This is a genomic window from Pseudomonas sp. GW821-FHT07B01, from assembly GCF_059419065.1.
On sequence record NZ_JBWKRA010000003.1, the window covers coordinates 20,274 to 44,953 of the forward strand.

Annotated in this window: 2 protein-coding genes; both read right to left on the bottom strand. The window is 65.1% G+C overall.

Annotated elements, in window-relative coordinates:
• Positions 1-229: 229 nt before the first annotated feature.
• Positions 230-11,557 carry an amino acid adenylation domain-containing protein gene (locus AC07S6_RS04190; protein WP_495111779.1) on the bottom strand — a complete coding sequence of 3,776 codons (11,328 nt, stop codon included), beginning with the start codon at positions 11,555-11,557 and terminating at the stop codon, positions 230-232.
• Positions 11,554-24,465 (bottom strand): amino acid adenylation domain-containing protein, encoded by a 12,912-nt coding sequence (locus tag AC07S6_RS04195; protein WP_495111780.1) that lies wholly within the window; start codon positions 24,463-24,465, stop codon positions 11,554-11,556. The genes AC07S6_RS04190 and AC07S6_RS04195 overlap by 4 nt, the downstream gene beginning before the upstream one ends.
• Positions 24,466-24,680 lie beyond the last annotated feature (215 nt).

The following is a 24,680-nucleotide window of genomic DNA, read 5'->3' on the forward strand; positions in this document are numbered from 1 at the left end:
TGGCCCATTGCGGCGGCCCACGCTGCAAAGCCTGCGTTCGGGCACACCGAGCCTGGGCGAGGTGCCGAGTGGTGGGGCGAAGGCCTTTTGGTTACTTTTGGGCCTTTCCAAAAGTGACCCGCTGTAAGAGCGGAACCATAAGTGGCCGTTACCGCAGGAACGGATATGTACGCAGACAAACCGTTATCGCAGGCAAGCCAGCGCCCACATCTGGATCGGTGCACACCCCTCAAGACACCACCTCCCCAACCCCAACAACTTCCAACCACCACCTGGCCAACCCCAAAACATTCGGCGCCTTGAGCAACGTAAAGTGATTCCCCCCGCCATACCAAACCTCCAACCCACCTCCCAGCCCTCGCCAGCCTTCGATCATCAACCCCTGCTCACGCTGGTTCCCCGCCGAATCCAACGCCGGGTCCTGCGCCAACACCAGGCGCACCACCCCGTCATACCGCCCTTGCGGCTGATACACCGTGCGCAACGCCGCCGCGTAAGTGCGCGCCGGCCCATCCATTGCCTCCAGCGCCGCACGCGCCGGCAACAACCCCACACTCACCATCCCCCCATGCAACGCTTGTCGCTGCGCCACCTCATCGCGCCCGGCAAAGTCCACAGGATCAATCCCCAGCGACTTCCCAGCCGCCAACTGCATCGCCTCGATCAACCGCAACAACGCCGCCGTCGAGGTATATGCCTTGCCCGCACGCCCCGGCGACTCGCTGTCGATCACCGTCAACGACCCCACCTCACGCCCCATTGCCTGCAAGCGCAGCGCCATTTCCAGTGCCACCCAGCCGCCGAACGAATGCCCGACCAGATGCACCGGCCCCTCGGGGCACTCCTGTTCCAGCGCCGCCAGGTAACACTGGGCCGCCGCTTCCACCTGGCTATGAGGCACCGCCTCGCCATCCAGCCCCCGCGGCTGCAAGCCATACAGCGGCCAGTCGCGCCCCAGCGCTTCGCTCAAACCCACAAAGCCGGTGACGCTGTCTCCCGCGCCTGGCACGCAGAACACCGGCGCATAACCGGCGCGCCCGCTCTGGATACGCAGCAAGGGTGAGTGCGCCGCGCAACTCACCGGAGTGCTCGCCGCCAGCGCTCGGCTCATGGCCTGGCCAAGGCTCTGAATATGCGGCGCCTGCATCATGCTCTGGTGATCCCCCGGTACCTGCACCTGGCGCAGTTGCCCAGGCGCCAGGGCGATGTCCCAACCCAGCGCGGCACTGCGCCGCGACAATTCGGTAGGCCGCTGCTCGGCGCTGAACAAGTGAACCGGGATCGGCAGCGGGAACAGGCTGTAGTGGGCCAGGGCATGCCCATGGCCGACTTCCCGTTGCAAAAAGCTCAGCAGGTCGGCGTCCGTCGCCGCTGCCATTTGCGCGTATAGCAAACCTTGATCGCGACAGCGTTGCAGCAGAGCCGCAAAGTCCAGCTGTCCAAGGCCTGCCTCCAGTTGTTCCAGGTTCGCCAGCTCATCCACACCTCCCTGTGCCTTCCAATAGGCCGTGCACTGCAACAACAAATGCCGCTTGAGGGCATCCGGCCCGCTCCAGCGTGACTTGCCCTGGTCGGTCATGCGCGGCACGTAGCTGTCGATCAAGCCCAGAAACGCCACGGCCTCATCCTGCCCCAGCAACTGCATGGCAACTTCATAGGCCAGCCCCCCCCCAAAGGACCACCCCGCCAACCGGTAAGGACCGTGGGGCTGGATCTGGCGAATCAGCCCGACCATGCGCGCGGCCAGGCCTTCCATGCTGTCCAGATGCGCCTCGCCGAGCGCCAGGCCCGGCAGGCCATAAATCGGGTAATCGCCAGGCAGGTGCTGGCCCAGCGCCGGGAAGTACACGTCCATGCCACTGAACTCATGCACCAGGAATAACGGTGCCTGCGCCCCGCGGCTACGCACTGTGATCACCGCCGTCTCAGGTAGCACGTCGTCACCGCGCAGGCGCAGCAGCGCCGCGACCGAGGCCACGCTGGCATGCTCGAACAGCTCGGCCAGCGACACCGGCAACCCGGCCTCGTCCAGCCGATTGACCAGGCGAATTGCCAACAAGGAATGCCCGCCCAGTTCGAAGAAACTGTCATGGCGCCCCACCTGCTCAAGCTTCAACACCTCGGCCCACAGCTGGGCCAAGGTCTGCTCCAGTGCATCGACCGGTGCTTCAAATGTGCCGCTGGCCGAAGCGTCCCACTTCGGTACGGGCAAGGCTTTGCGATCGACCTTGCCATTGGCCGTCAACGGCAGTTGCTCAAGGATCACAAAGGCCGACGGCACCATGTAGGCCGGCAAGTGCGCCTGCAGATAAGCACGCACCGGCTCGATGCCGACCGGCTCGCCCGCCCAGGTGAAATAGGCCACCAGGCGTTTGTCCCCCGGCACGTCTTCGCGGGCCAGCACCACCCCCTCGCGGATTCCGGAGAATGTCGCCAAGCGTGCTTCGATCTCACCCAGCTCAATGCGAAAGCCACGGATCTTCACTTGGTCGTCATTGCGCCCGATGCACTCCAGCAGTCCGTCTGCGGTCCAGCGTCCGAGGTCGCCGGTGCGGTACAGCAAGGCGCCTGGATTGAACGGGTTCTGCACGAATTTTTCCGCCGTCAACTCAGGGCGGTTCAGGTAGCCCTGGGCGACACCGTCGCCGCCGATGCAGATTTCGCCGGTCACCCCCAGGGGCAGCAGGTGCAACTGCGCATCCAGCACGTAGACCTGCGTGTTGGAAATGGGTCGCCCTACCGGCACGCTGTCGGCTTCAGCGGCAATGGCGCGCACTTCAAAAGTGGTGGCGTAGGTGGTGGTTTCGGTCGGCCCGTAGCAATGCACCAGGCGCAGCCCCGGAGCCAGCCCCAGCAGGTTGCGGAACGCCGCCGGGTCGGCACGCTCGCCGCCGCACAGCAAAATACGCAAGCCGGCCAGGGCCTGGGGAATCAGTTGCACATACTGGTTGAACAGCGCCGTGGTAACGAACAGCACCGTCGCGCCCTTGAGTGCCGCGCCGAACGCCAGCGGGTCGAGCAAGGTGGCGTGGTCGATCACCTGCACCTGACCGCCGTTGAGCAACGGCCCCCAGACGTCCATGGTGCTGGCATCGAAGGCGGGGTTCGACGCGAAGGCCACGCGGTCGTTGGGATTGAAATCGGCGTAGCCGTTGTTGAGCACCAGGCGCGTGATGCCACGGTGAGGCACCAATACGCCTTTGGGCATGCCGGTGGACCCGGAGGTGTACATGATGTACGCCACGCTCTGCGAGGATTGCGGCAGGCCCGGGTTGTGGTCGGGGTGCGAGTCAAGGCCCAGGGTGTCCAGGTCCAGACGCTGCGCCGCGCTCTCCACGCTGCAGTCGCTACCGGTCAACAGCCAGGCCGCGCCGCTGTCTTGCAGCATGAAGCTCTGGCGTTCGGCCGGCGCGCTGATGTCCAGCGGCACATAGGCGGCGGCGCATTTGAGAATCGCCAGTTGGCTGACCAGCAACGCCACCGAGCGTGGCAGCAGGATCGCCACGTTATCGCCGGGGCACACACGCAGGCCGAGCAGGTGATGGGCGAGGCGGTTGGCGCGGCGGTTGAGTTCGCCATAGCTTATCCGTTGTTCGCCGTGCAACACCGCCACCGCGTCGGGGCGCGCCTGCGCGTGGGCTTCGAACAACTGCTGCACGCTGTGTTCACGGGGGAACGCACGAGCCGTAGCGTTGAAGCCCTCAAGCAGTTGCTGGCGTTCAGCCAGGGGCAGGATCGGCAAACCACTGAGGGCGATGTCGCTGCGCTCTTCCAGTGCCTGCACCACCTGCACCAAGGCGTTATGCAGATAGTCGCCCAAGCGTCGGGCCCCCTGCCCCATGGCCGTGAGGCTGAAACCTTCACCCAGGTCATCCACGCTCATCGACACGCCGTAGTGGGTGTGTTCCTCGGTCTTGAGCACCTCGATCCCCTGCCACGCCTCGGCCACGCCCCCGGCCTGGGGCGCACTGTGGCGGTAGTTGAACAGCACGCTGAACAACGGCGTGGCCATGGGTACGCCGCTGCAACGCTGGGCCAGCGCCAAAGGCGCGTGTTCATGGCTGAGCAGTTGGGTCAGGCGCCCATGGGTGGCACGCAGCGCGGTCAGTACCGAGTGTTCACCCAGGTCGACTCGCAGCGGCAAGGTATTGATAAACACCCCCATGGCGCGCTCGGCACCTTCGCCGCCTTGCAGGCGACCGAGCATCACCGTGCCGAACACCACCTGTTCACGGGCGCAGACCGTGCCCAGCACATGGGCCCAGGCCAGGTGCATGAGGCTGGCGGCGCTGACTCCCGCTTGACGCGCCTGGTTGCGCAGGCGCCGACTCAACTCCAGGTCGAGACTCACCTTCACGCGCTCATCGGCACCCAGGTGCGGTACGTCGGTGGGTTCGTCGACCTCAGCGAGCATCTCGCGGAAAAACGGCTCGTGGTCCTCAGCGCCCAGACGAGTCTGGGCCACGTAGTTGCGGTACGGCACGGGCGCGGCCAAGGTGTCTTGCGTGCCCAACAGGAAAGCCTGCATTTCGTGTTGCAGGATGTCCAACGCGATGTGGTCCATCACCAGATGGTGGAACAGCAACGTCGCCACCACCCGCTGCGACTCCTCGGCATACACCAGGCGCATCAAAGGTGCCTGGGCGAGGTCCAGGCGTGGCGGCACCGAGCCGTTTTCAACACGTAATGAGGCGGTGCGCCATACCACCTGCACCGGCTCCTCCAGCCCGTCCCAGTGGAAGGATGAACGCAGGATGTCATGGCGCTGGATCACCGCCTGCAAGGCATGGGCAAAGGCGTCAAGGCGCAGGCGGCTGTCGAAGGCAAACTGCGCCTGCAGCACATAGGCGTCCTCACCTTGCACGGCGCGATGCTGATACAGGATGCCGGCCTGCAAGGGTGCCAGCGGGTAAATATCCTGCACATTCGCCGCGCCGCCGGGGATGCTGGCAACGATGCGCTCGATGGCAGCGGGGTCCAGGGTGATCAGCGCAAGCATGTCCGGCGTAATCCGGGTGCAATCGGGCGCAATGCGATTGGCCGGCACTGTCACTTCACGCCCACCACCCAAGGCCGCAGCCAGGGCGGACAAGGTCGGTTGGCCGAACAGCACTTTCACATCCGCCGACAAGCCCAGGCGGCGCATGCGCCCGATCAGGCTGACTGCCAGCAATGAGTGGCCACCCAATTCAAAGAAATTGTCATGCCGGCCCACGCGCTCCACGCTGAGCAATTCGGCCCACAGTGCGGCCAGGGTGATTTCTGTATCACCCACGGGCGCTTCATAGTCGCGCACGCTCAACGCGTCCAGGCCCGGCGTCGGCAGTGCCTTGCGGTCGAGCTTGCCGTTGGGGCTCAGCGGCAGCGCCTGAAGGTGCATAAAGCTCGTCGGCAGCATGAATTCCGGCAGGTGTTGCAGCAGGTGGGCGCGCAGGCTTTCGACGTCGCTCGGCACGCCGGTGTAATAGGCGATCAGGCGCTGCTCGCGGGCAATCACGGCAGCTTCCTGCACCGCTGGATGCTCGGTCAGGCGCGCCTGGATTTCCCCCAGTTCGATGCGCAAGCCACGAATCTTCACCTGGTCATCATTGCGCCCCAGGTACTCGAGAGTGCCGTCGGGCAAGTAGCGACCCACGTCACCGGTACGGTACATGCGCCCCGGGGTAAACGGGTCGTCGAGGAAGCGTTCGGCGGTCAGCTCAGGACGGTTGAGGTAACCCCGCGCCACCTGCACGCCGGCGATGAACAATTCACCGACCACCCCCAACGGCACCGGCTGCAACTGCTCGTCCAGTACATACAGGCGCGTATTGGCAATCGGCTTGCCGATGGGGGTGTTATCCGGCACCACGGCGCCTGCGCAGTCCCACGCGGTGACATCCACCGCCGCTTCGGTGGGGCCATACAGGTTGTACAAGCCAACCCCCGGCAATTGCTGTTTGAAGCGCCGTACCAGGCTGCCCGGCAGGGCTTCGCCACTGCACATCACCCGCACCAGCCCGGCGGCCTGGCTGACATCGCCATGGGCCAGGAACACGTCGAGCATCGACGGCACAAAATGCAGCGTCGTGACCCCCTCGGCCTCGATCACCTGGCACAGGTAGTCAGGGTCTTTATGCCCGCCAGGGCGCGCCATGACCAGGCGTGCGCCAGTGAACAGCGGCCAGAAGAACTCCCACACCGACACGTCGAAGCTGAACGGGGTTTTCTGCAAGACCGTATCGCTGGCGGTCAACGCGTATTCGTCTTGCATCCACAGCAGGCGGTTGACCACTCCAGGGTGTTCGTTGATCACACCCTTGGGCTGGCCGGTGGAACCGGAGGTGTAGATCACGTAGGCCGCCACGCTGGCCGCCTGGGGGTTATGGGTGGGCTGGTGCTGCCAGGTGGGCGAATCCAGGTTTACCACCGGCACCTCGCCCAGCAACGAAAGTGTGATGGCCTGGGCCAGCACCACCGTCGGCGCGCTGTCATGCAACATGTAGGCGATGCGTTCCAACGGGTAGGCCGGGTCCAGCGGCACATAGGCGGCGCCGGCCTTGAGGATCGCGTACAGGCCGATGACCATGTCCAGGCCACGCTCCACGCAGATCGCCACCCGCGCCTGGGGCTGCACACCCAGGGCTTGCAGGTGATGGGCCAGTTGGTTGGCGCGCGCGTTCAGTTCGGCATAGCTCAGTTGCTGCGCGCCCGCCTTCAGGGCAATGGCCTGGGGTGTACGCAGTACCTGGGCTTCAAACAGGCCGTGCAGGGTCTGGTCGAGGTTGTAATCAACGGCGGTGGCGTTGAAATCCACCAGCAGTTGCCGACGCTCGCGCGCATCCACCAGCGGCACCTGCGCCAGCACCGCCTGGTCGTTATCGACCATGGCTTGCAACACGCGGATGAAATAGCCGACGTAACGCTGGATCGTCGATTCGTCAAACAGGGCCACGGCATATTCCAGCGCGCCGAGGATGCTGCCCTGCACTTCCCCCAGGTTCAACGACAGGTCGAACTTGGCGAAATGGCTGTTCTCGACAATGCTCTCCAGGGCCAGGTCGCCCAGGGCCAGGGTCGGCGCGCTGCTGTCCTGCCAGCTCAGCAGGGTCTGAAACAGCGGGCTGTGGGCCAGGCTGCGCGGCGGCCGGGTGATTTCCACCACCTGCTCGAAGGGCAAGTCCTGATGGGCCTGGGCTTGCAGCGTCAGCGCCTTGACCCGCGCCATCAACGCCTCGGTGCTCAGCTCGCCCGAGGTGTCGATACGCAGCGCCAGGGTGTTGACGAACAGGCCAATCAGCCCTTCGACTTCGGTGCGCATGCGGTTGGCCACCGGCGTGCCGATCACCAACTCGGGCTGCCCGGACAAGCGCGCCAACAGCGAAGCCCAAGCGCTCATCAAGGTCATGTACAAGGTGGTGCCATGGCGTTGGCTCAAGGCCTTGAGCCCGGCGGTGAGGCGTTCATCCAGGCGCACTTCGACGCTGCTGCCAGCGTAGTCTTGCTGCGCCGGGCGCGGGCGGTCGGTGGGCAAGGTCAGCAACGCCGGCGCACCGGCCAACGCCTGTTGCCAGTAGCTGCTTTGGCGCTGCAGCACCTCGCCGCTCAGCCACAGGCGTTGCCACACGGCAAAGTCGGCGTACTGGATCGGCAAGGGCGGCAGCGGGTCGGCGTGGCCGTGGCTGAAAGCCTGGTACAGCGCCATCAGCTCGCGGGTCAGCACACCCATGGACCAGCCGTCAGAGACGATATGGTGCAGGGTCAGCAACAGCACATGGTGATCATCGGCCATCATCACCAGGCGCCCGCGCAGCAACGGGCCGCGCTCAAGGTCGAACGGTGCCGAAGCTTCGCCGTGGATCAGCGCGTCCAGGGCCTGTTGCGGCTGCGGATGGCGACGCAGGTCCTGCACTTGCAGCGGCAATACCTCTTCGGCCGGCACGACCAGCACCTGGGCCTGGTCACCCTGCTGGGCGAAGCGGCTGCGCAGGGTTTCATGCCGCCCCACAATGCGCGCCAGGGCCCGTTGCAACGCTTGCACATGCAACTGCCCGCGCAACCGCAAACCGATGGGAATGTTGTAGGCGGTGTTGGCCCCTTCCATCAAGGCCAGGAACCACAGGCGTTGCTGGGCGAAGGACAGCGGCACGTCCTCATCACGGTTGGCCGGCAAGATATCCGGCAAGGTGCTGCGACCGGCCTGGGCCAGTACCTCGGCGACCGCCGCCAGTTCGGCGTTGGCAAACAGGTCGCCCAGCGCCAACTCGACGCCCAGCCGCTGGCGCACCTGGGACACCATGCGCATGGCCAACAGCGAATGCCCACCCAGCTCAAAGAAATGGTCATAGCGCCCCACGCGCTGCACCTGCAACACCTCGGCCCAGATCTGCGCCAGCACGGTTTCGATTTCGCCCAGGGGCGCGGCGTACTCGCGGGTAAAGACGGCGGCCATGTCAGGCGCCGGCAGGGCCTTGCGGTCAAGCTTGCCATTGGCCGTCAGTGGCAGTGCGTCGAGTTTCATGAACGCGACGGGCACCATGTAGTCCGGCAGATGCGCCACCAGGTGGGCGCGAATCTGGGCCACCGTCAGCGGGTCCAGTTGTGGGTTTTCGGTGAAGTAGGCCACCAGCCGTTCTTCACGCACCACCGCCACCGCTTCCAGAATCCCGGGCAACTGGTTGAGCTGGGTTTCGATTTCGCCCAGTTCGATGCGCACGCCACGGATTTTCACCTGGTCATCGTTGCGCCCCAGGTAATCGAGTGTGCCGTCCGGCAGCCAGCGCACCAGGTCGCCGGTGCGGTACATGCGTCCTTCGTTGAACGGGTCGCGCACAAAGCGCTCGGCAGTCAGTTCCGGGCGGTTGAGGTAACCGCGTGCCACGCCCTTGCCGCCCACGTACAACTCCCCCGCCACCCCCAGCGGCACCGGACGCTGGTGTGGGTCGAGCACGTAGACCTTGGCATTGGCCATGGGCTTGCCGATATGCAACGGCTGGCCCGCCTCGACCTTGCCGGAAGTGGCCACCACCGTGGCTTCGGTGGGCCCGTAGTTGTTGACCAACTCAAAGCGCTGCGCCCGCCCGAACTGGCGCAGGCGGTCGCCACCGACCAGCAAGGTGCGCAAGGTCGGGTGCTCGATGTTCTGACTGAAGGCGTATTCCGCCACCGGCGTCGGCAGAAAGCTCACGTCCAGTGGCTGCGCGCACCACCAGGCCAGCAGTGCGTCGATATCTTCGCCGCCCTCATGGGCCGGTGGCAGGTGCAAGGTGGCGCCCACACACAGCGCCGGCCACACTTCCCAGGCCATCGCGTCAAAGCCGAAACCGGCAACACTGGCGGTATGCCGCCCGGCGCGCAGGTCGAAGGCGCTGCAATGCCAGTCCACCAGGTTGGCGACGCTGTGGTGTTCCACCATCACCCCCTTGGGCAAGCCAGTGGAGCCGGAGGTGTAGATCACATAGGCGAGATTCGTCGGGCCGACGGCGATTGTGGGGTTGCTCGCCGAATGGTGCTGCCAGGTGAAGCGGTCCAGGTTGATCACCGGCACTTCCAGCACCGGCAGGCGCTTCAGCAACGCATGCTGGGTGAGTACCGCCACCGGCGCGCTGTCGCTGAGCAAATAGTGGAGGCGCTCGGCCGGGTGGGACGGGTCCACCGGCACATAACCGGCGCCGGCCTTGAGAATCGCCAGCAACCCGGCCAGGGTGTCGAGGCCGCGCCGCGCGACAATGGCCACGCGGTCGTCGGGCTTGACCCCCAGCGCCAGCAGATGATGCGCCAGCAGGTTGGCTTGCTGGTTCAATTCGGCGTAAGTCAGTTGCCGGCCCTGATGCACAGCGGCAATGGCGTGCGGCGTGAGCGCGGCCTGGGCTTCGACGCGGCCATGCAGGGTGGTGCCTTGGGGGAAAACGGTCTGGGTGGTGTTGAACTGTTCCAGCAGCAAGCGCTGTTCGGCGGCGGGCACCACCGAGAGTTGATCAAGCGCGGTATGGGGGGCCTGCTCCAGTGCGCTCACCAGGTTTTCCAGCGCGGTGTGCAGGTAGGCGCAGACGCGCTGAGGGTCAACCAGGGTGCTGGCCAGCAAACTCAGGCCGAAGCCCTCACCCAGGTCGTCCACGCTCAGGGTCAGCGGGTAGTTGGTGCGCTCCTCGGCGCGCAGTGCGGTGATACCGTGCCAGGCCGACACCGCCTCGGCGCTGGCGGCGGGCGCGCTGTGGCGATAGTTGAGCAGCGCGCTGAACAGCGGCGTCGGCGCGAGCACGCCACTGCAACGCTGGGCCAGGGCCAACGCCGCGTGCTCATGGCGCAGCAAGGTGGTCAGACGTGCGTGGGTGGCCTTGACTGCGGTGCGTACGTCCTGGGCGTCTACGTCCACGCGAAACGGCAAGGTATTGATGAAAATGCCCAAGGCGCGGTCTGTGTCATGGCTGCCCTGCATGCGCCCCATCAATACGGTGCCGAACACCACCTGGGCTTTGCCGGCCAACACCCCCAGCACCTGGGCCCAACCCAGGTGAAACAGGCTGGCGGCGCTCACGCCCAGTTGGCGCGCCTGCCCGCGCAAGCGCTGGGCCAGTGCCGGCGCCAATGGCAGGCTGACTTCAGCGATACCCCGCGCATCACCTTGTACGTCCTGCAGACCGAACGGCAAGGTGGGCTCGCTGATATCGCCGAGCATCTGCCGGAAGAAACGTTCGTGCTCCTGCTCACTGATCCCCAACCGCGCCTGCGCCACATAGTTGCGAAACGGTACGGCCTGGCCCAGGACCGCGCCTTGGCCCAACAGGCACGCCTGCATTTCGTGGCACACCACGTCCAGGGCGCTGTGGTCGAGCGCCATGTGATGGAACAACAGGGTGGCGACGATGCGCTGGTTGGCCGGGTCTTCAGCGTGCACCAGGCGCAGCAACGGCGCCTGGGTGACGTCGAGGCGATAGTGGCGGGCATCAAACAGGTCATGCAGTTGCGCGGCGATATCGCCATCGGCCGGTTCCAGCATCAAGGCTTGCACCGGCAGGCGTGCCTGGCGCCACACCACTTGCGAGGGTTGCGTCAGGCCATCCCAGACCACCCCGGTACGCAGGATGTCGTGACGGTCCATCACCCGTTGCAGCGCCTGGGCAAACGCATCGAAACGCGCAAGGTTGTCAAAGGCGAACTGCGACTGCATCACATAGGGGTCACCCTGCTCGGCACTGACATGGTGGAACAGGATGCCTTCCTGCAACGGGGCCAGCGGGTAGATGTCCTGGATATTCGCCACGCCGCCCTGCACCGTGGCGACAATGCGCTCGATCTCGTCCTGGCTCAGGGTCGACAGGGTCAGCATGTCGGGGGTGATACGCTCGGCATTGGCCGGGATGCCATTGGCCGGTACCTGCACCTCACCGGCCTTGGTCGCGGTGTATTCACCTGTCTTGATCAGTTCGATCAGCGCCGGCTTGTGTTCACGCAAGGCGGCCAATATCGCCGGGTCGCTCAAGGCTTGCTTGTTGCCGTTCACCGACAATTGCTCGCCCTTGAGCGCCAGTTGCACATCCTTGGTTTTCAGGGTTGCCAGCAGCTCGAGGATGTTCACAGGACGATCTCCATTCGTTCGGTCATTGCGGCGTAGCCGGCCAGGGTCGGTTGTTCGAACAAGCCCCGCACATCGGCTTCCATGCCTTCCTGGCGCAGGCGCCCGATCAAGCTCACGGCAAGCAGCGAGTGCCCGCCCAGTTCAAAGAAGTTGTCGTGGCGCCCTACCCGCTCCACCTTGAGCAGCTCGGCCCAGAGTTGGGCCAGGAGGATCTCGGTGTCGCCTTCGGGCGCCGCGTACTCACGTACCTGCAACGCGTCCATACCCGGTGCAGGCAGGGCCTTGCGGTCGAGCTTGCCGTTGGGGCTCAGGGGCAAGGCGTCCAGGTGCATGAACAGCGCCGGCACCATAAAGTCAGGCAGGTGCTGCAACAGTTGGGCGCGCAGGCTTTCGATGTCGGTGGGCGCGCCGGTGTAATATGCGACCAGGCGCTGGTCACGGGCGACGACCACGGCGTCCTTGACCGCCGGATGCTCGATCAGGCGCGCCTGGATTTCTCCCAGTTCGATGCGCAGGCCACGGATCTTCACCTGATCGTCGTTGCGCCCCAGGTACTCGAGCGTGCCGTCGGGCAAGTAGCGGCCCAGGTCACCGGTGCGGTACATGCGCCCAGGGGTGAACGGGTCGTCGAGGAAGCGCTCGGCGGTCAGCTCAGGGCGGTTCAGGTAACCCCGCGCCACTTGCACGCCGGCGATGAACAGCTCACCGACCACGCCCAACGGCACCGGCTGTAACTGCCCATCGAGTACATACAGACGGGTGTTGGCAATCGGCTTGCCGATCGGGGTGTTGTCCGGCACCTCGGGCCGTGCGCAGTTCCAGGCCGTCACGTCCACCGCCGCTTCAGTGGGGCCATACAGGTTGTACAAACCAATCCCCGGCAACTGCTGCTTGAAACGCCGCACCAGGCTGCCCGGCAAGGCCTCGCCGCTGCACATCACCCGCACCAACCCCGCCGCCTGGCTGACATCGCCGTGGGCCAGGAATACATCGAGCATCGACGGCACAAAGTGCAGGGTCGTGATCTGCTCCGCCGCGATCACCTCGCACAGGTACGCCGGGTCCTTGTGCCCTTCAGGGCGCGCCATCACCAGACGCGCGCCGGTGAACAGCGGCCAGAAGAACTCCCACACCGACACGTCGAAGCTGAACGGGGTTTTCTGCAACACCGCATCGTGAGCCTTGAGGCTATAGGCGTCCTGCATCCACAACAGGCGGTTGACCACCCCGGCATGTTCGTTGATTACGCCCTTGGGTTGGCCGGTGGAACCGGAGGTGTAGATCACATAGGCCGCGTGTTGGGCAATGAGGCCCGGTACTTGCGGGTTGGTGACAGGTTGGTGCTGCCAGGTGCTGTGGTCGAGGTCAACTACCGCCACGTCCCCCAGCAGGGTGCGGGTGGCGCTTTGGGCCAGCACCACCACCGGCGCGCTGTCGTGCAGCATGTAGGCGATGCGCTCTGGCGGGTACGCCGGGTCCAGCGGCACATAGGCACCGCCGGCCTTGAGGATGGCGAACAGGCCGACGACCATGTCCAGGCCGCGCTCGACGCAGATGCCCACCCGTGCATCCGGGCGCACACCGCTGTCACGCAGGTGATGGGCCAGGCGGTTGGCGCGTTCATTGAGTTGCTGGTAGCTCAAGGTGTGCTCGCCGGCCTTCACCGCCACGGCCTGCGGGGTACGTACAACCTGGGCTTCAAACAGCCCGTGCAGGGTCTGGTCGAGGTTGTAGTTCACCTCGGTGGCGTTGAACTGCACCAGCAGTTGTTGCCGCTCTTGCAGCCCCAGCACCGGCAGGCGGTTCAGCGCCTGGTGCGGTGCCTGCTCAAGGGCTTCGACCAGACCGCTCAACGCGTTATGCATATAGCCGCACACCCGTTGCGCATCCACCTGGGCCAGGGCAGTGAACGCATAGCCGTCGCCCAGGTCGTCCACGTTCAAGGTCAGCGGGTAATTGGTGCGCCCGTCATTGACCAAGGTCTGCATGCCTTCCCATGCCAACTGCGCATCCGCCGAGCGGGTGGCGGCGCCGCGATGGCGATAGTTGAGCATCGAGCTGAACAAGGGCGCCGGGGCCGCTACGCCACTGCAACGCTGGGCCAACGCCAGGGAGGCGTGTTCATGGCCGAGCAATTGGGTCAGACGCGCATGGGTGGCCCGCACGGCGGCGCGGGCGCCCTGGTCGTCGATATCCAGGCGCAGCGGCAAGGTGTTGATAAACACGCCCAGGGCGCGGTCGGCTCCCTCGCCGCCTTGCAGACGACCCACCAGCACCGTACCAAACACTACCGAATGGCGCGCCGATACCGCGGCCAGCACCTGCGCCCAGGCCAGATGGAACAGGCTGGCAGCACTGACCCCCAGCAGCCGTGCCTGGCTGCGCAGGCGGCGGTTGAGCTGGCTGTCCAGTTGCAGGGTGTGTTCGTCGATGGCATTGCCGTCGCCGCGCACGTCCTGCCAGCCGAACGGCAACGTCGGTTCGTCGACATCGCCCAGCATCTGGCGGAAGAACTGCTCATGCTCCTGTTCGCTGACACCCAAACGGGCCTGGGCCACATAGTTGCGATACGGCATTGGCGCGGCGGTAGGCGCTGCGTGGCCCAACAGGTGGCCCTGCATTTCGCGCAACACCACGTCGAAGGCGGTGTGGTCCAACACGATATGGTGATAGAGCAACACCGCCACCACGCGCTGGTTGGCCGGGTCCTGGGCGTACATCAGGCGGATCAGCGGCGCCTGGCTGATCTCCAGGCGATACCGCCGCGCATCAAACCGCTCGTGCAGGCCGGCGAGTACGTCACCCTCCAGTTGCAGTTCCTGCACGCACAACTGCGCCTGGCGCCACACCACTTGCAGCGGTTGCGCCAGGCCCTCCCACACCACCCCGGTGCGCAGGATGTCGTGGCGGTCGATCACCTGTTGCAGTGCGCGCATAAAGGCGTGCAGGCGCTCGACACCGTCAAACGCCAGGTGTGATTGCAACAGGTAAGGATCGCCCTGCGCCGCCGTGAGGTAGTGATAGAAAATCCCTTCCTGCAAAGGCGCCAGCGGGTAGATGTCCTGCACGTTGGCAGCGCCGCCAGGCACCTGGGCCACCACCTGGTCGATCGCCGACTGGTCGAGGTCCACCAGGGCCAGCATGTCCGGGGTGATGCGCTGACAACCGGCACTGATGCGATTGGCCGGCACCTGCACTTCGCGGCCACTGCCGACAGCGGCGGCCAGCGCGGCCAGGGTTGGCTGGCTGAACAACACGCGCACATCAGCGCTGAGGCCGGCCTGGCGCATGCGCTCGATGAGGCTGACGGCCAGCAATGAATGGCCGCCCAGTTCGAAGAAGTGGTCATGGCGACCCACTTGCTCCACCTGCAACACCTCGGCCCACAGCCGCGCCAGGGTGGTTTCGACGTCACCCTGGGGGGCTTGGTATTCACGGCTGAGCAAGGCGCACTGGTCTGGCTCTGGCAATGCCTTGCGGTCCAGTTTGCCGTTGGCGGTCAGGGGCAACTGATCAAGCCGCATGTAGGCGACCGGCACCAGCGCCTCGGGAAGTTGGGCCTGCAGGTGCGCACGCAAGGTCTCGATCTGCAGCGGGCGCTGTTCGGTGAACCAGGCCAACAGGCGGCCTTCGCGCACCAGCACCACGGCCTCGCGGATGCCGTCCAGTGCCGTCAGGCGGCTTTCGATTTCACCCAGTTCAACCCGCACACCGCGCAGTTTTACCTGGTCGTCGTTACGGCCCAGGTACTCAAGGTTGCCATCGGGCAGCCAACGCACCAGGTCACCGGTGCGGTACATCTGCCCTGGGTTGAACGGGTCTTGCAGGAAGCGCTCGGCCGTCAGCTCGGGACGGTTCAGGTAACCCCGCGCCACGCCGCTGCCGCCCACATAGAGTTCACCGGCCACGCCCACCGGTACCGGGCGCAGGTGCGCATCCAGCACGTAGCCGGTGGCATTAGCGATGGGCCGGCCGATATGCAACGCCTGCCCGGCCCGCACGCGGCCGGAGGTGGCAACCACCGTGGCCTCGGTGGGGCCGTAATTGTTGACCACCGCAAAGCGCCGCTCCTGAGTGAACTGACGCAGGCGGTCACCGCCGATCAGCAGGATGCGCAAGGTAGGGTGCTGCTGGGGCAGGCTGAACGCGTACTCGGCCACCGGGGTGGGCAGGAAACTCACGTCCAACGGCTGTGCCAGCCACCAGGCCAGCAGTTCATCGATGTTTTCGTTGCCGATGTCGGCGGGTGGCAGGTGCAGGGTCGCGCCGACGCACAGGGCCGGCCAGACTTCCCAGGCCATGGCATCAAACCCCATGCCGGCCACGCTGCTGGTGTGGCTTACCGCTGTCAGACCAAAGGCCTCACAGTGCCAATGCACCAGGTTTTCCACGGTGCGGTGTTCCACCATCACGCCCTTGGGCTGGCCGGTGGAACCGGAGGTGTAGATCACATACGCCAGGTGCGCGGGCGTCAGGGCGGGCAGTTGCGGATTGCTGACGGCGTGGCGCTGCCAACCGGGGTCCTGCAGATCGACCACGGCGACGGGCCCCAGCAGCTCCCGCGTGCTGGTCTCGGCCAGCACCGCCACGGGCGCGCTGTCTTGCAACAAGTAGGCGATACGCTCGGCGGGATACGCCGGGTCGATCGGCACATAGCCCGCACCAGCCTTGAGAATGCCCAACAGCCCCACCAGCATCTGCGGGCCGCGACGGCAACACAGTGCCACGCGGTCATCGGCTTGCACGCCGAGTTCCAGCAAGTGATGAGCCAACTGGTTGGCCCGTTGATTGAGCTGCTGATACGTCAGCGCCTCGCTGCCTTGCTGCACGGCAATGCGATGGGGCTGGCGCTCGGCCTGCACCTCAAACGCACCGTGCACCGTCTGGCCACGGGGGAAGTCGTGGGCAGTGGCGTTGAACTCGCGCAGCACCGTGTCGCGCTCTGCGGCGGGCAGAATCGGTAACTGGCGCAGCGCGCGGTGGTGCGCCGTCTCAAGGGTGGCAACCAGTTGCTCCACGGCGCTGAGCATGTAGTCGCACAGGCGCTGCGCGCCGATTTGCGGCACGGCCAGCACGCTCAGGCCAAAGCCTGCGCCCAGGTCATCCACGCTCAGGGTCAGCGGATAGTTGCTGCGTTCTTCACCGCCCAGCAGTTGCACGCCTTCCCAGATGCCGTGGCCGTCGCGGGCCATTTCGCCTGGGTTGCTGTGGCGGTAATTGAGCAAGGCGCTGAACAACGGCGTGCTGGTCGGCACACCGCTGCAACGCTGGGCCAGGGCCAGTGACGCATGCTCATGCCCGAGCAAGGCGCTCAAGCGTGCATGGGTGGCTTTGACCGCCTGCGCTGCGCCGGCTGCAATATCGACCCGCAGCGGCAAGGTGTTGATAAACATCCCCAGCGCACGGTCTGCGCCCTCGCCGGCTTGCATACGGCCCATCAGCACCGTGCCGAATACCACCTCGTCGCGGCCCGAGACCAGGCCCAACACCTGGGCCCAGGCCAGGTGCATCAGGCTGGCGGCGCTGACCCCCAGTTGGCGCGCCTGCTGGCGTACGCGCTGGGCCAGGCCCGCTTCCAGGTGCACCTCGGCTTCTTCGATTGCACGACCATCGCCCTGCACATCCTGCAGGCCAAACGGCAAGGTGGGCTCGTCGACCTCGGCGAGCATGTCGCGGAAAAACTGCTCATGCTGCGCCACACTGACGCCCAGTCGCGCCTGGGCCACATAGTTGCGAAACGGCGCGGCGGCGGGCAAATCCTGGGCCTGGTTGAACATAAAGGCACGCATTTCCTGGCCGACCACTTCCATGGCGGTGTGGTCCAGCGCCAGGTGATGGAACAGCAGGATCGCCGCGACCCGGTTGTGCGCCGGGTCCTGGGCATAGACCATGCGCAGCAAGGGCGCCTGGGTAATGTCCAGGCGGTAGTGACGCGCATCGAAACGCTCATGCAGTTGCGCCATCACGTCGCCGTGTGCCGGGTCGAGCATCACCTCGTGCACCCCCAAATGGGCGGTGCGCCACACCACTTGCACCGGGCTTTCGAGCCCTTCCCACACCACAGCGGTACGCAGAATGTCGTGGCGCGCCACCACCTGTTGCAGCGCGCCCATAAAACCGTGCAGGCGCTCGGCAGTGTCAAAGGCCATGCGCGATTGCAGCAGGTACGGGTCGCCCTGCTCGGCGCTGATGTGGTGGTAGAGAATGCCTTCCTGTAGCGGCGCCAGCGGGTAGATATCCTGGATATTCGCTGCACCACCCGGCACGCTGGCGACAATCCGCGCGATGGCCTGCGGCGTGAGTTGCACCAGGCTCAGCATCGACGGTGTGATCTGTATGCAGCCGGTGGGGATGCCATTGGCGGGCACCACGATTTCTCTGCCGCTGCCCACGGCTGCCGCCAGCGCGGCCAGGCTTGGCTGGCTGAACAACACGCGCACATCGGCGCTCAGGCCCACTTGGCGCATGCGTTCGATCAGGCTGACCGCCAGCAACGAATGCCCGCCCAATTCGAAGAAGTGATCATGGCGCCCCACGCGTTCAAGCTTGAGCACATCCTGCCAGATCTGCGCCAGCAGGCTTTCCACCTCGCCTTGTGGGGCTTCGTAGCCACGGCTGATCAAGGCAGCCTGGTCGGGTACCGGCAATTCCTTGCGGTCGAGCTTGCCGTTGGCGGTGAGCGGCAACTGCGCCAGCCACACATAAGCCGAAGGCACCATGTAATCGGGCAACCGGCCTTGCACATGAGCTCGCAGGGTTGCGATATCCAACGTTGCGTCGGCGGAGTAATAGGCCACTAACCGTTTGTGGCCAGGCTCGTCTTCGCGAACCGATACCACAACGTCCCTGATCCCGGCACAGGCACACAGGCACGCTTCGATTTCACCGGGTTCGATACGAAAGCCACGAATCTTCACCTGCAGGTCATTGCGCCCCAGATACATCAAATTGCCGTCGGCTCGCCAGCAGGCCAGATCACCGCTGCGGTAGAGTTGGCCATCGCCGAATGGGTTCGGGACGAATTTTTCCGCGCTCAGCTGAGGCAGGTTCAAGTAGCCTTTCGCAACGCCCGCACCGCCGATATAGAGCTCGCCGGTCACACCCACGGGCAGCGGTTGCTGGCGCGCGTCCAGTACATAGGCCTGAGCGTTGGCAATCGGTCGACCAATCGGAATAGCGCCCTCGCCAAGGGTAGTGATCTCAAACGTGGTGGAGAACGTGGTGGCTTCGGTCGGGCCATACCCATTCAGCAGATGCTGGGGTTTGCCGAGCTTGAGTACCCGGCCAATCACCTGAGGGTCAAGCACGTCGCCGCCGACGATCAGATAGCGCAATTGGCGGAACACCGGCATCAACGCATCGGCGTACTGATGAAATAGCCCGGCGGTCATCCATAACACGCTGACCGCCTGTTCCCGCAACAGCTCGGCGAACGCGGCTTGGGATAACAACTGCACCTGCTCGACCACCACCACACAACCGCCATTGAGCAACGGCGCCCACACCTCGAGGGTGCTGGCGTCAAATGCCGGGTTAGAAGCAAAGGCCACCCGGTCGTGGGCACTGAATTCGGCAAAACCGTTGTTAAGCACCAGCCGCGAGATGGCGAGGTGGGGCACTTGCACGCCCTTGGGTGTCCCGGTGGAGCCGGAGGTGTAGAGGATGTAGGCAACGCTCTGCGCGGATTGGGCCAAGTCTGGGTTAGCGGGCGACTGCGCGTCCAGATCCAACTGCGCCAGGTCGTCCAGCACATGGCGTGCGCCGCTGTCTTTGACGATGAAGGCCTGGCGTTCGACAGGCGCGTTGACGTCCAGCGGCACATACACCGCAGCGCACTTGAGGATCGCCAGTTGGCAGACCAGCAGATCCAGGCAACGCGGCAAGGCAATCGCCACGCTTTCGCCGGGCTGCACACCCTGGCTGATCAGATGATGGGCCAGGCGGTTGGCACGGCGATTGAGGTCACGGTAGCTCAGTGACAGCTCGCCCTGCACCGCCGCCGGCGCTTCAGGGCGGGCCAGCGCCTGGGCTTCAAACAGTTGCGAGACAGTAAGTTGCGAGGGGTATTGCCGGGCGGTGGCGTTGAAACCTACCAGCACTTGATGACGCTCGGAAGGCGGCAGGATCGACACCGCCTGCAGCAGCGTGGTCGGCGCATGTTGCAGCGCGCTCACCACATGGCGCAACGCGGTGAGCATGTACTCACCCACGCGTTGCACATCCAGGTGCGCGACGCCTTGCACCGTCAGCGCAAAGCCACTCCCCAGGTCATCAACGTTGAGCACCAGCGGATAGTTGCTACGTTCTTCGGAGCTGAGAATCTCGATACCGGAAGCGGCAAAGGGGTTGTCCCCCGGCGCTTCATCGGCTGCGCTGTGCCGGTAGTTGAGCAAGGTGCTGAACAGCGGCAGCGAGCCCGGCACGCCACTGCAACGCTGGGCCAGGGACAACGAGGCATGTTCGTGCCCGAGCAGTTGCGCCAGGCGCGCATGGGTGGCGCGCACGCCGGCCTGCACGCCGACGCTGCCAACGCTGACCCGCAGCGGCAAGGTATTGATAAACATCCCCAGCGCCCGGTCCGCGCCCTCACCGCCCTGCATACGGCCCAGCAACACGGTGCCGAATACCACCTCCTGCTGGCCAGACACCTGGCCCAGCACCTGGGCCCAGGCCAGGTGTACCAGGCTCGCGGTGCTCACGCCCAGTTGCCGCGCCTGTTCGCGCAAGCCCAGGTTGAGCGCCGGTTCCAGCGGCAGGCGCGCTTCATGGATGCCGCTGCCGTCACCATTCACGTCCTGCAAACCGAAGGCCAGGGTCGGCTCGTCGATGTCGCCAAGCATCTGGCTGAAGAAGGCTTCATGCTGGGCCTGGGTGACACCGAGGCGGGCCTGGGCCACGTAGTTGCGATACTGCACCGCGTCAGGCAGTTGCGCGCTGTGGCCATGCAGGCTGGCACTCATCTCTTTGACCAGCACGTGCAGGGCCGTGTGGTCGAGGAGGATATGGTGCAGCAGCAAAATGCCGACCAAGCCGTGGCTGTCCTGCGCATACGCCAGGCGCATCAGCGAGGCGCGTGACAGGTCCAGGCGATAGTGGCGTGGGTCGAAACGCTGTTGCAGATGCTCCAGTGCATCACTGCCTAGCGCATCCAGGCGTTCGATCACCAAGGGTGCCTGGCGTAACACCACTTGCACCGGCTCTTCCAGGCCCTCCCAGAGGATGGCGGTGCGCAGGATATCGTTGCGCTCGATCACCGTGTGCAGCGCGTTGACAAACCCGTCGACGGCGCCCTGGTCGTGAAACCGCAACTGCACCTGCAACACGTAGGGGTCGCCCTCGGTGGTCGCCAGGTGGTGGTAGAGAATGCCGGCCTGCAAAGGCGCCAGGCCATAGATGTCCTGCACGTTGGCAACGCCACCGGGTACGGCCTCAAGGATATGGTCGATAGCGGCCTGATCCAGCTCGACCAGGGGCAGCATGTCCGGGGTGATGGCCTGCGTGTCTGCTTGAATAAGGTTGGCCGGCACCTGCACGGTCTGCTGGCCGCCCACCGCCGCAGCGAGCGCCGCCAAGGTCGGTTGACCGAACAGCACGCGCACATCGGCGCTGAGGTCGACCTGGCGCATGCGTTCGATCAGCTTGACCGCCAGCAGCGAATGGCCGCCGAGCTCGAAGAAATTGTCCTCACGACCGACACGGTCGACGTTGAGCAGGTCTTGCCAGAGCATGGCGAGGGTGGTTTCCACCGCCCCCTGGGGCGCCGCATACTCGCGCCGGGCCAGGGCGTCGGCATCGGGTGCGGGCAAGGCCTTGCGGTCGAGTTTGCCGTTGGTGGTCAACGGCAGCGTATCCAGGCGCACGAAGGCGCTGGGCACCATGTGTTCGGCCAGGCTCAGCAGTAGATGGTCACGCAGGGCGGCCACGTTGAGTTCGCCATCGCTGATCACATAGGCCACCAGGCGTTTGTCGCCCGGCTGATCTTCACGGGCGATCACCACCGCATCGCGCACGCCGCTGGCAGTGGCCAGGTGCGCCTGGATTTCACCCAGTTCGATACGGAAACCACGGATCTTGACCTGGTCATCGTTACGCCCCAGGTACTCGACACTGCCGTCGGCCAGCAGGCGGCCAAGGTCGCCGGTCTTGTACATGCGCAAGCCGGTGGCCGGGTCGGCAAGGAAGCGTTCGGCATTCAGCGCCTGGCGGTTGAGGTAACCACGCGCCACCCCGGCACCGCCCACGTACAACTCGCCCACCACACCCAGGGGCAAGGGCTCATGGCGCTCATCCAGCACGTACAACTGCAAATCGGGAATACGCACGCCAATCGGGCTCACGCCGACCAAGTGCGCGTCGGCCGCTTCCAGCGCACGGTAGGTCACATGCACGGTGGTTTCAGTGATGCCGTACATGTTCACCAGTTGCGTACCGGCATTCACTGCCCGTGCGTACCACGGCTTGAGCATGCCCGGTTCCAGGGCTTCGCCGCCGAAAATCACTTGGCGCAAGGAATGGGACTGGGCACTGTTGCCCTGGGCCGCGATCAACTGGCGGAACGCGCTCGGCGTCTGGTTGAGGATGCTCACCTGGGCGTCGCACAACAGCGCGTAGCACTCATCCGGCGAGCGGCTGACCAGTTGCGGCACGATCAGCAACTGGCCGCCGTGCATCAGCGCGCCCCAGATTTCCCACACGGAAAAGTCGAACGCGAAGGAATGGAACAGCGCCCACACATCGTGCGGGTTGAACCCGAACCAGTGGTGGGTGGCGCTGAACAGGCGTGCGACCTGGCGATGCTCGATCATCACGCCCTTGGGCTGGCCAGTGGAGCCGGAGGTGTAGATGACGTAGGCCAGGTTGGCCGGGCTCAGGTGCAGCCCAGGGTTGGTGATGGGCAACGGGCCCAGGTGGTCCAGGTCGATCCGGGCCAGTGCGCCGGCCCGCTGCGCCGTGTTGGCCTGCACCAGCACCGCCACCGGCTGGCTGTCGGCCAGGGTGTAGGCGATGCGTTCCTGGGGATAGGCCGGGTCGATGGGCACATAGCCCGCACCGGCCTTGAGAATGCCAAGCATGCCGATGATCATCTGCGGGCCACGCTCCACGCAAATCGCCACGCGCGCGTCGGGGCACACACCGTGGGCCAGGAGCGCGTGGGCGACCTGGTTGGCGCGTTCGTTGAGTTGGCGGTAGGTCAGGGCGTGCTGCTCGAAGCGCAACGCAATGGCATCGGGCTGGGCAGCGGCGTGGGTTTCGACTTGCTGGTGGATCAGTTGGGTGTCGGCGTAATGCGTGGAGCAATGATTCAAAGTGTGCAGCAAATAGTGGCGTTCAGCGTCAGGCAGGATGTTCAGGCCGCAGAGCGGCATATCCGGTCGTTGTTCAAGGGCGTCGGCCAGGCTTTGCAAGGCCGTATGCAGATAACCCGCAACCCGCTGCGCGCCAATAGACGCATCGACCATCACGGTCAGGGCGAAGTCTTCACCCAGGTCATCGACGTTCAGCGTCAGCGGGTAATTGGTGCGCTCCTCGGCGCCCAACACCCGGATGCCGTCGGCGACTTCGATCACCGCCGCCATGTCGGTGGCGGCACTGTGACGGTAGTTGAGTATCGCGCTGAACAGCGGCGTAGGCGCCGCCACGCCGCTGCACCGTTGTGCCAGCGCCAGGGACGCATGTTCGTGATCGAGCAAGCGCGTGAGGCGCTCATGGGTGATCTTGACCGCAGCGCGCACGCCCTGCTCACCCACATCCACCCGCAGTGGCAAGGTGTTGATGAACATGCCCAAGGCCCGCTCACCGCCCTCACCTGCGCCCATGCGCCCGAGCATCACAGTACCAAATACCACCGCCTCCTGACCGGAGACTGCACCCAGCACTCGCGCCAAAGCCAGGTGCATCAGGCTCGCCACACTCACCCCCAGCGGGCGCGCCATGCTGCGCAGGCGGCGACTCAGAGCGCTGTCGACGGGAATGCGCACTTCGTCGATCCCCTGGCCGCCGCCCTGCACATCTTGCAGACCGAACGGCAGCGTCGGTTCATCGATATCCGCCAGCATGTCGCGGAAGAACGCCTCATGGGCCTGCTCGCTGACGCCATGGCGCACCTGGGCGATATAGCTGCGAAACGCTATCGGTGCACGGGCCAGGGCTTGCTGCCCGGCCAGGTACAGCTGGATTTCATGCCGAACGCCATCCAGGGCCGTGTGATCAAGGATGGTGTGGTGGAACAGCAGCATCGCCACCACCCGCTGGTTGGCCGGGTCGTCAGCGAATACCAGGCGCAGCAGCGGCGCCTGGCCCAGGTCCATGCGATAAGCGCGGGCATCATAGCGAGCGAGCAATTGAGCGAGGCGGTCAGCACCGTCCAGAGGCACCTCTTCGCAGGCCAGCACAGCCTTGCGCCACACCACTTGCAGCGGCTCGTCCAGGCGCTCCCAGACCATCGAGGTACGCAGGATGTCGTGACGGTCGATGACCCATTGCAACGCCTCGGCAAAGGCCTCAAGGCGTGCGCGGCTGTCGAACACGAACTGCGCGTGCAGCACGTAAGGGTCACCCTTCTGCGCCGAAAGATGGTGATAAAGCATGCCTTCCTGGAGCGGCGCCAGGGGGTAGATATCCTGCACATTCGCCGCGCCGCCTGGGACCGCCGCGACGATGCGGTCGATGGCCGGCTGGTCGAGGTTGACCAGGGCCAGCATGTCCGGTGTGATGCGGTAGGCCGGGCTCAGCCAGTCACCGCCATGTTCGGCGACCAACTGCAACAGTTGGGGTTTGTGCGCGATCAATTGATCCCAGAGCGCGTCGTCCAACGCTTCGTCATCGCCCAGGACGATCAGGTCGCCCTCTTCGGTCTGCAGACGGATCGCATGGGTGGAGATCGCTGCCAGTAAGTCGCTGAACTGCATGGGTAACCTGCCTGATAATTCACGGTTGACGAGAATGTCCGTATTCAGTTTTGCCGCTTGGATCGGCAGTGCCGGGCGCCCAGGAAAAAATAGCGGGCGCAGCCGAGGGCCTGGAGTGGCTTCCGGCAGGCTTGGAAAATTAAGGTATCTGTGGGCTGGGGGGTGACATGGGAAGCGGGGACAAGTGCCCGGCTGAAGGGTTCCGCCGGACTCTG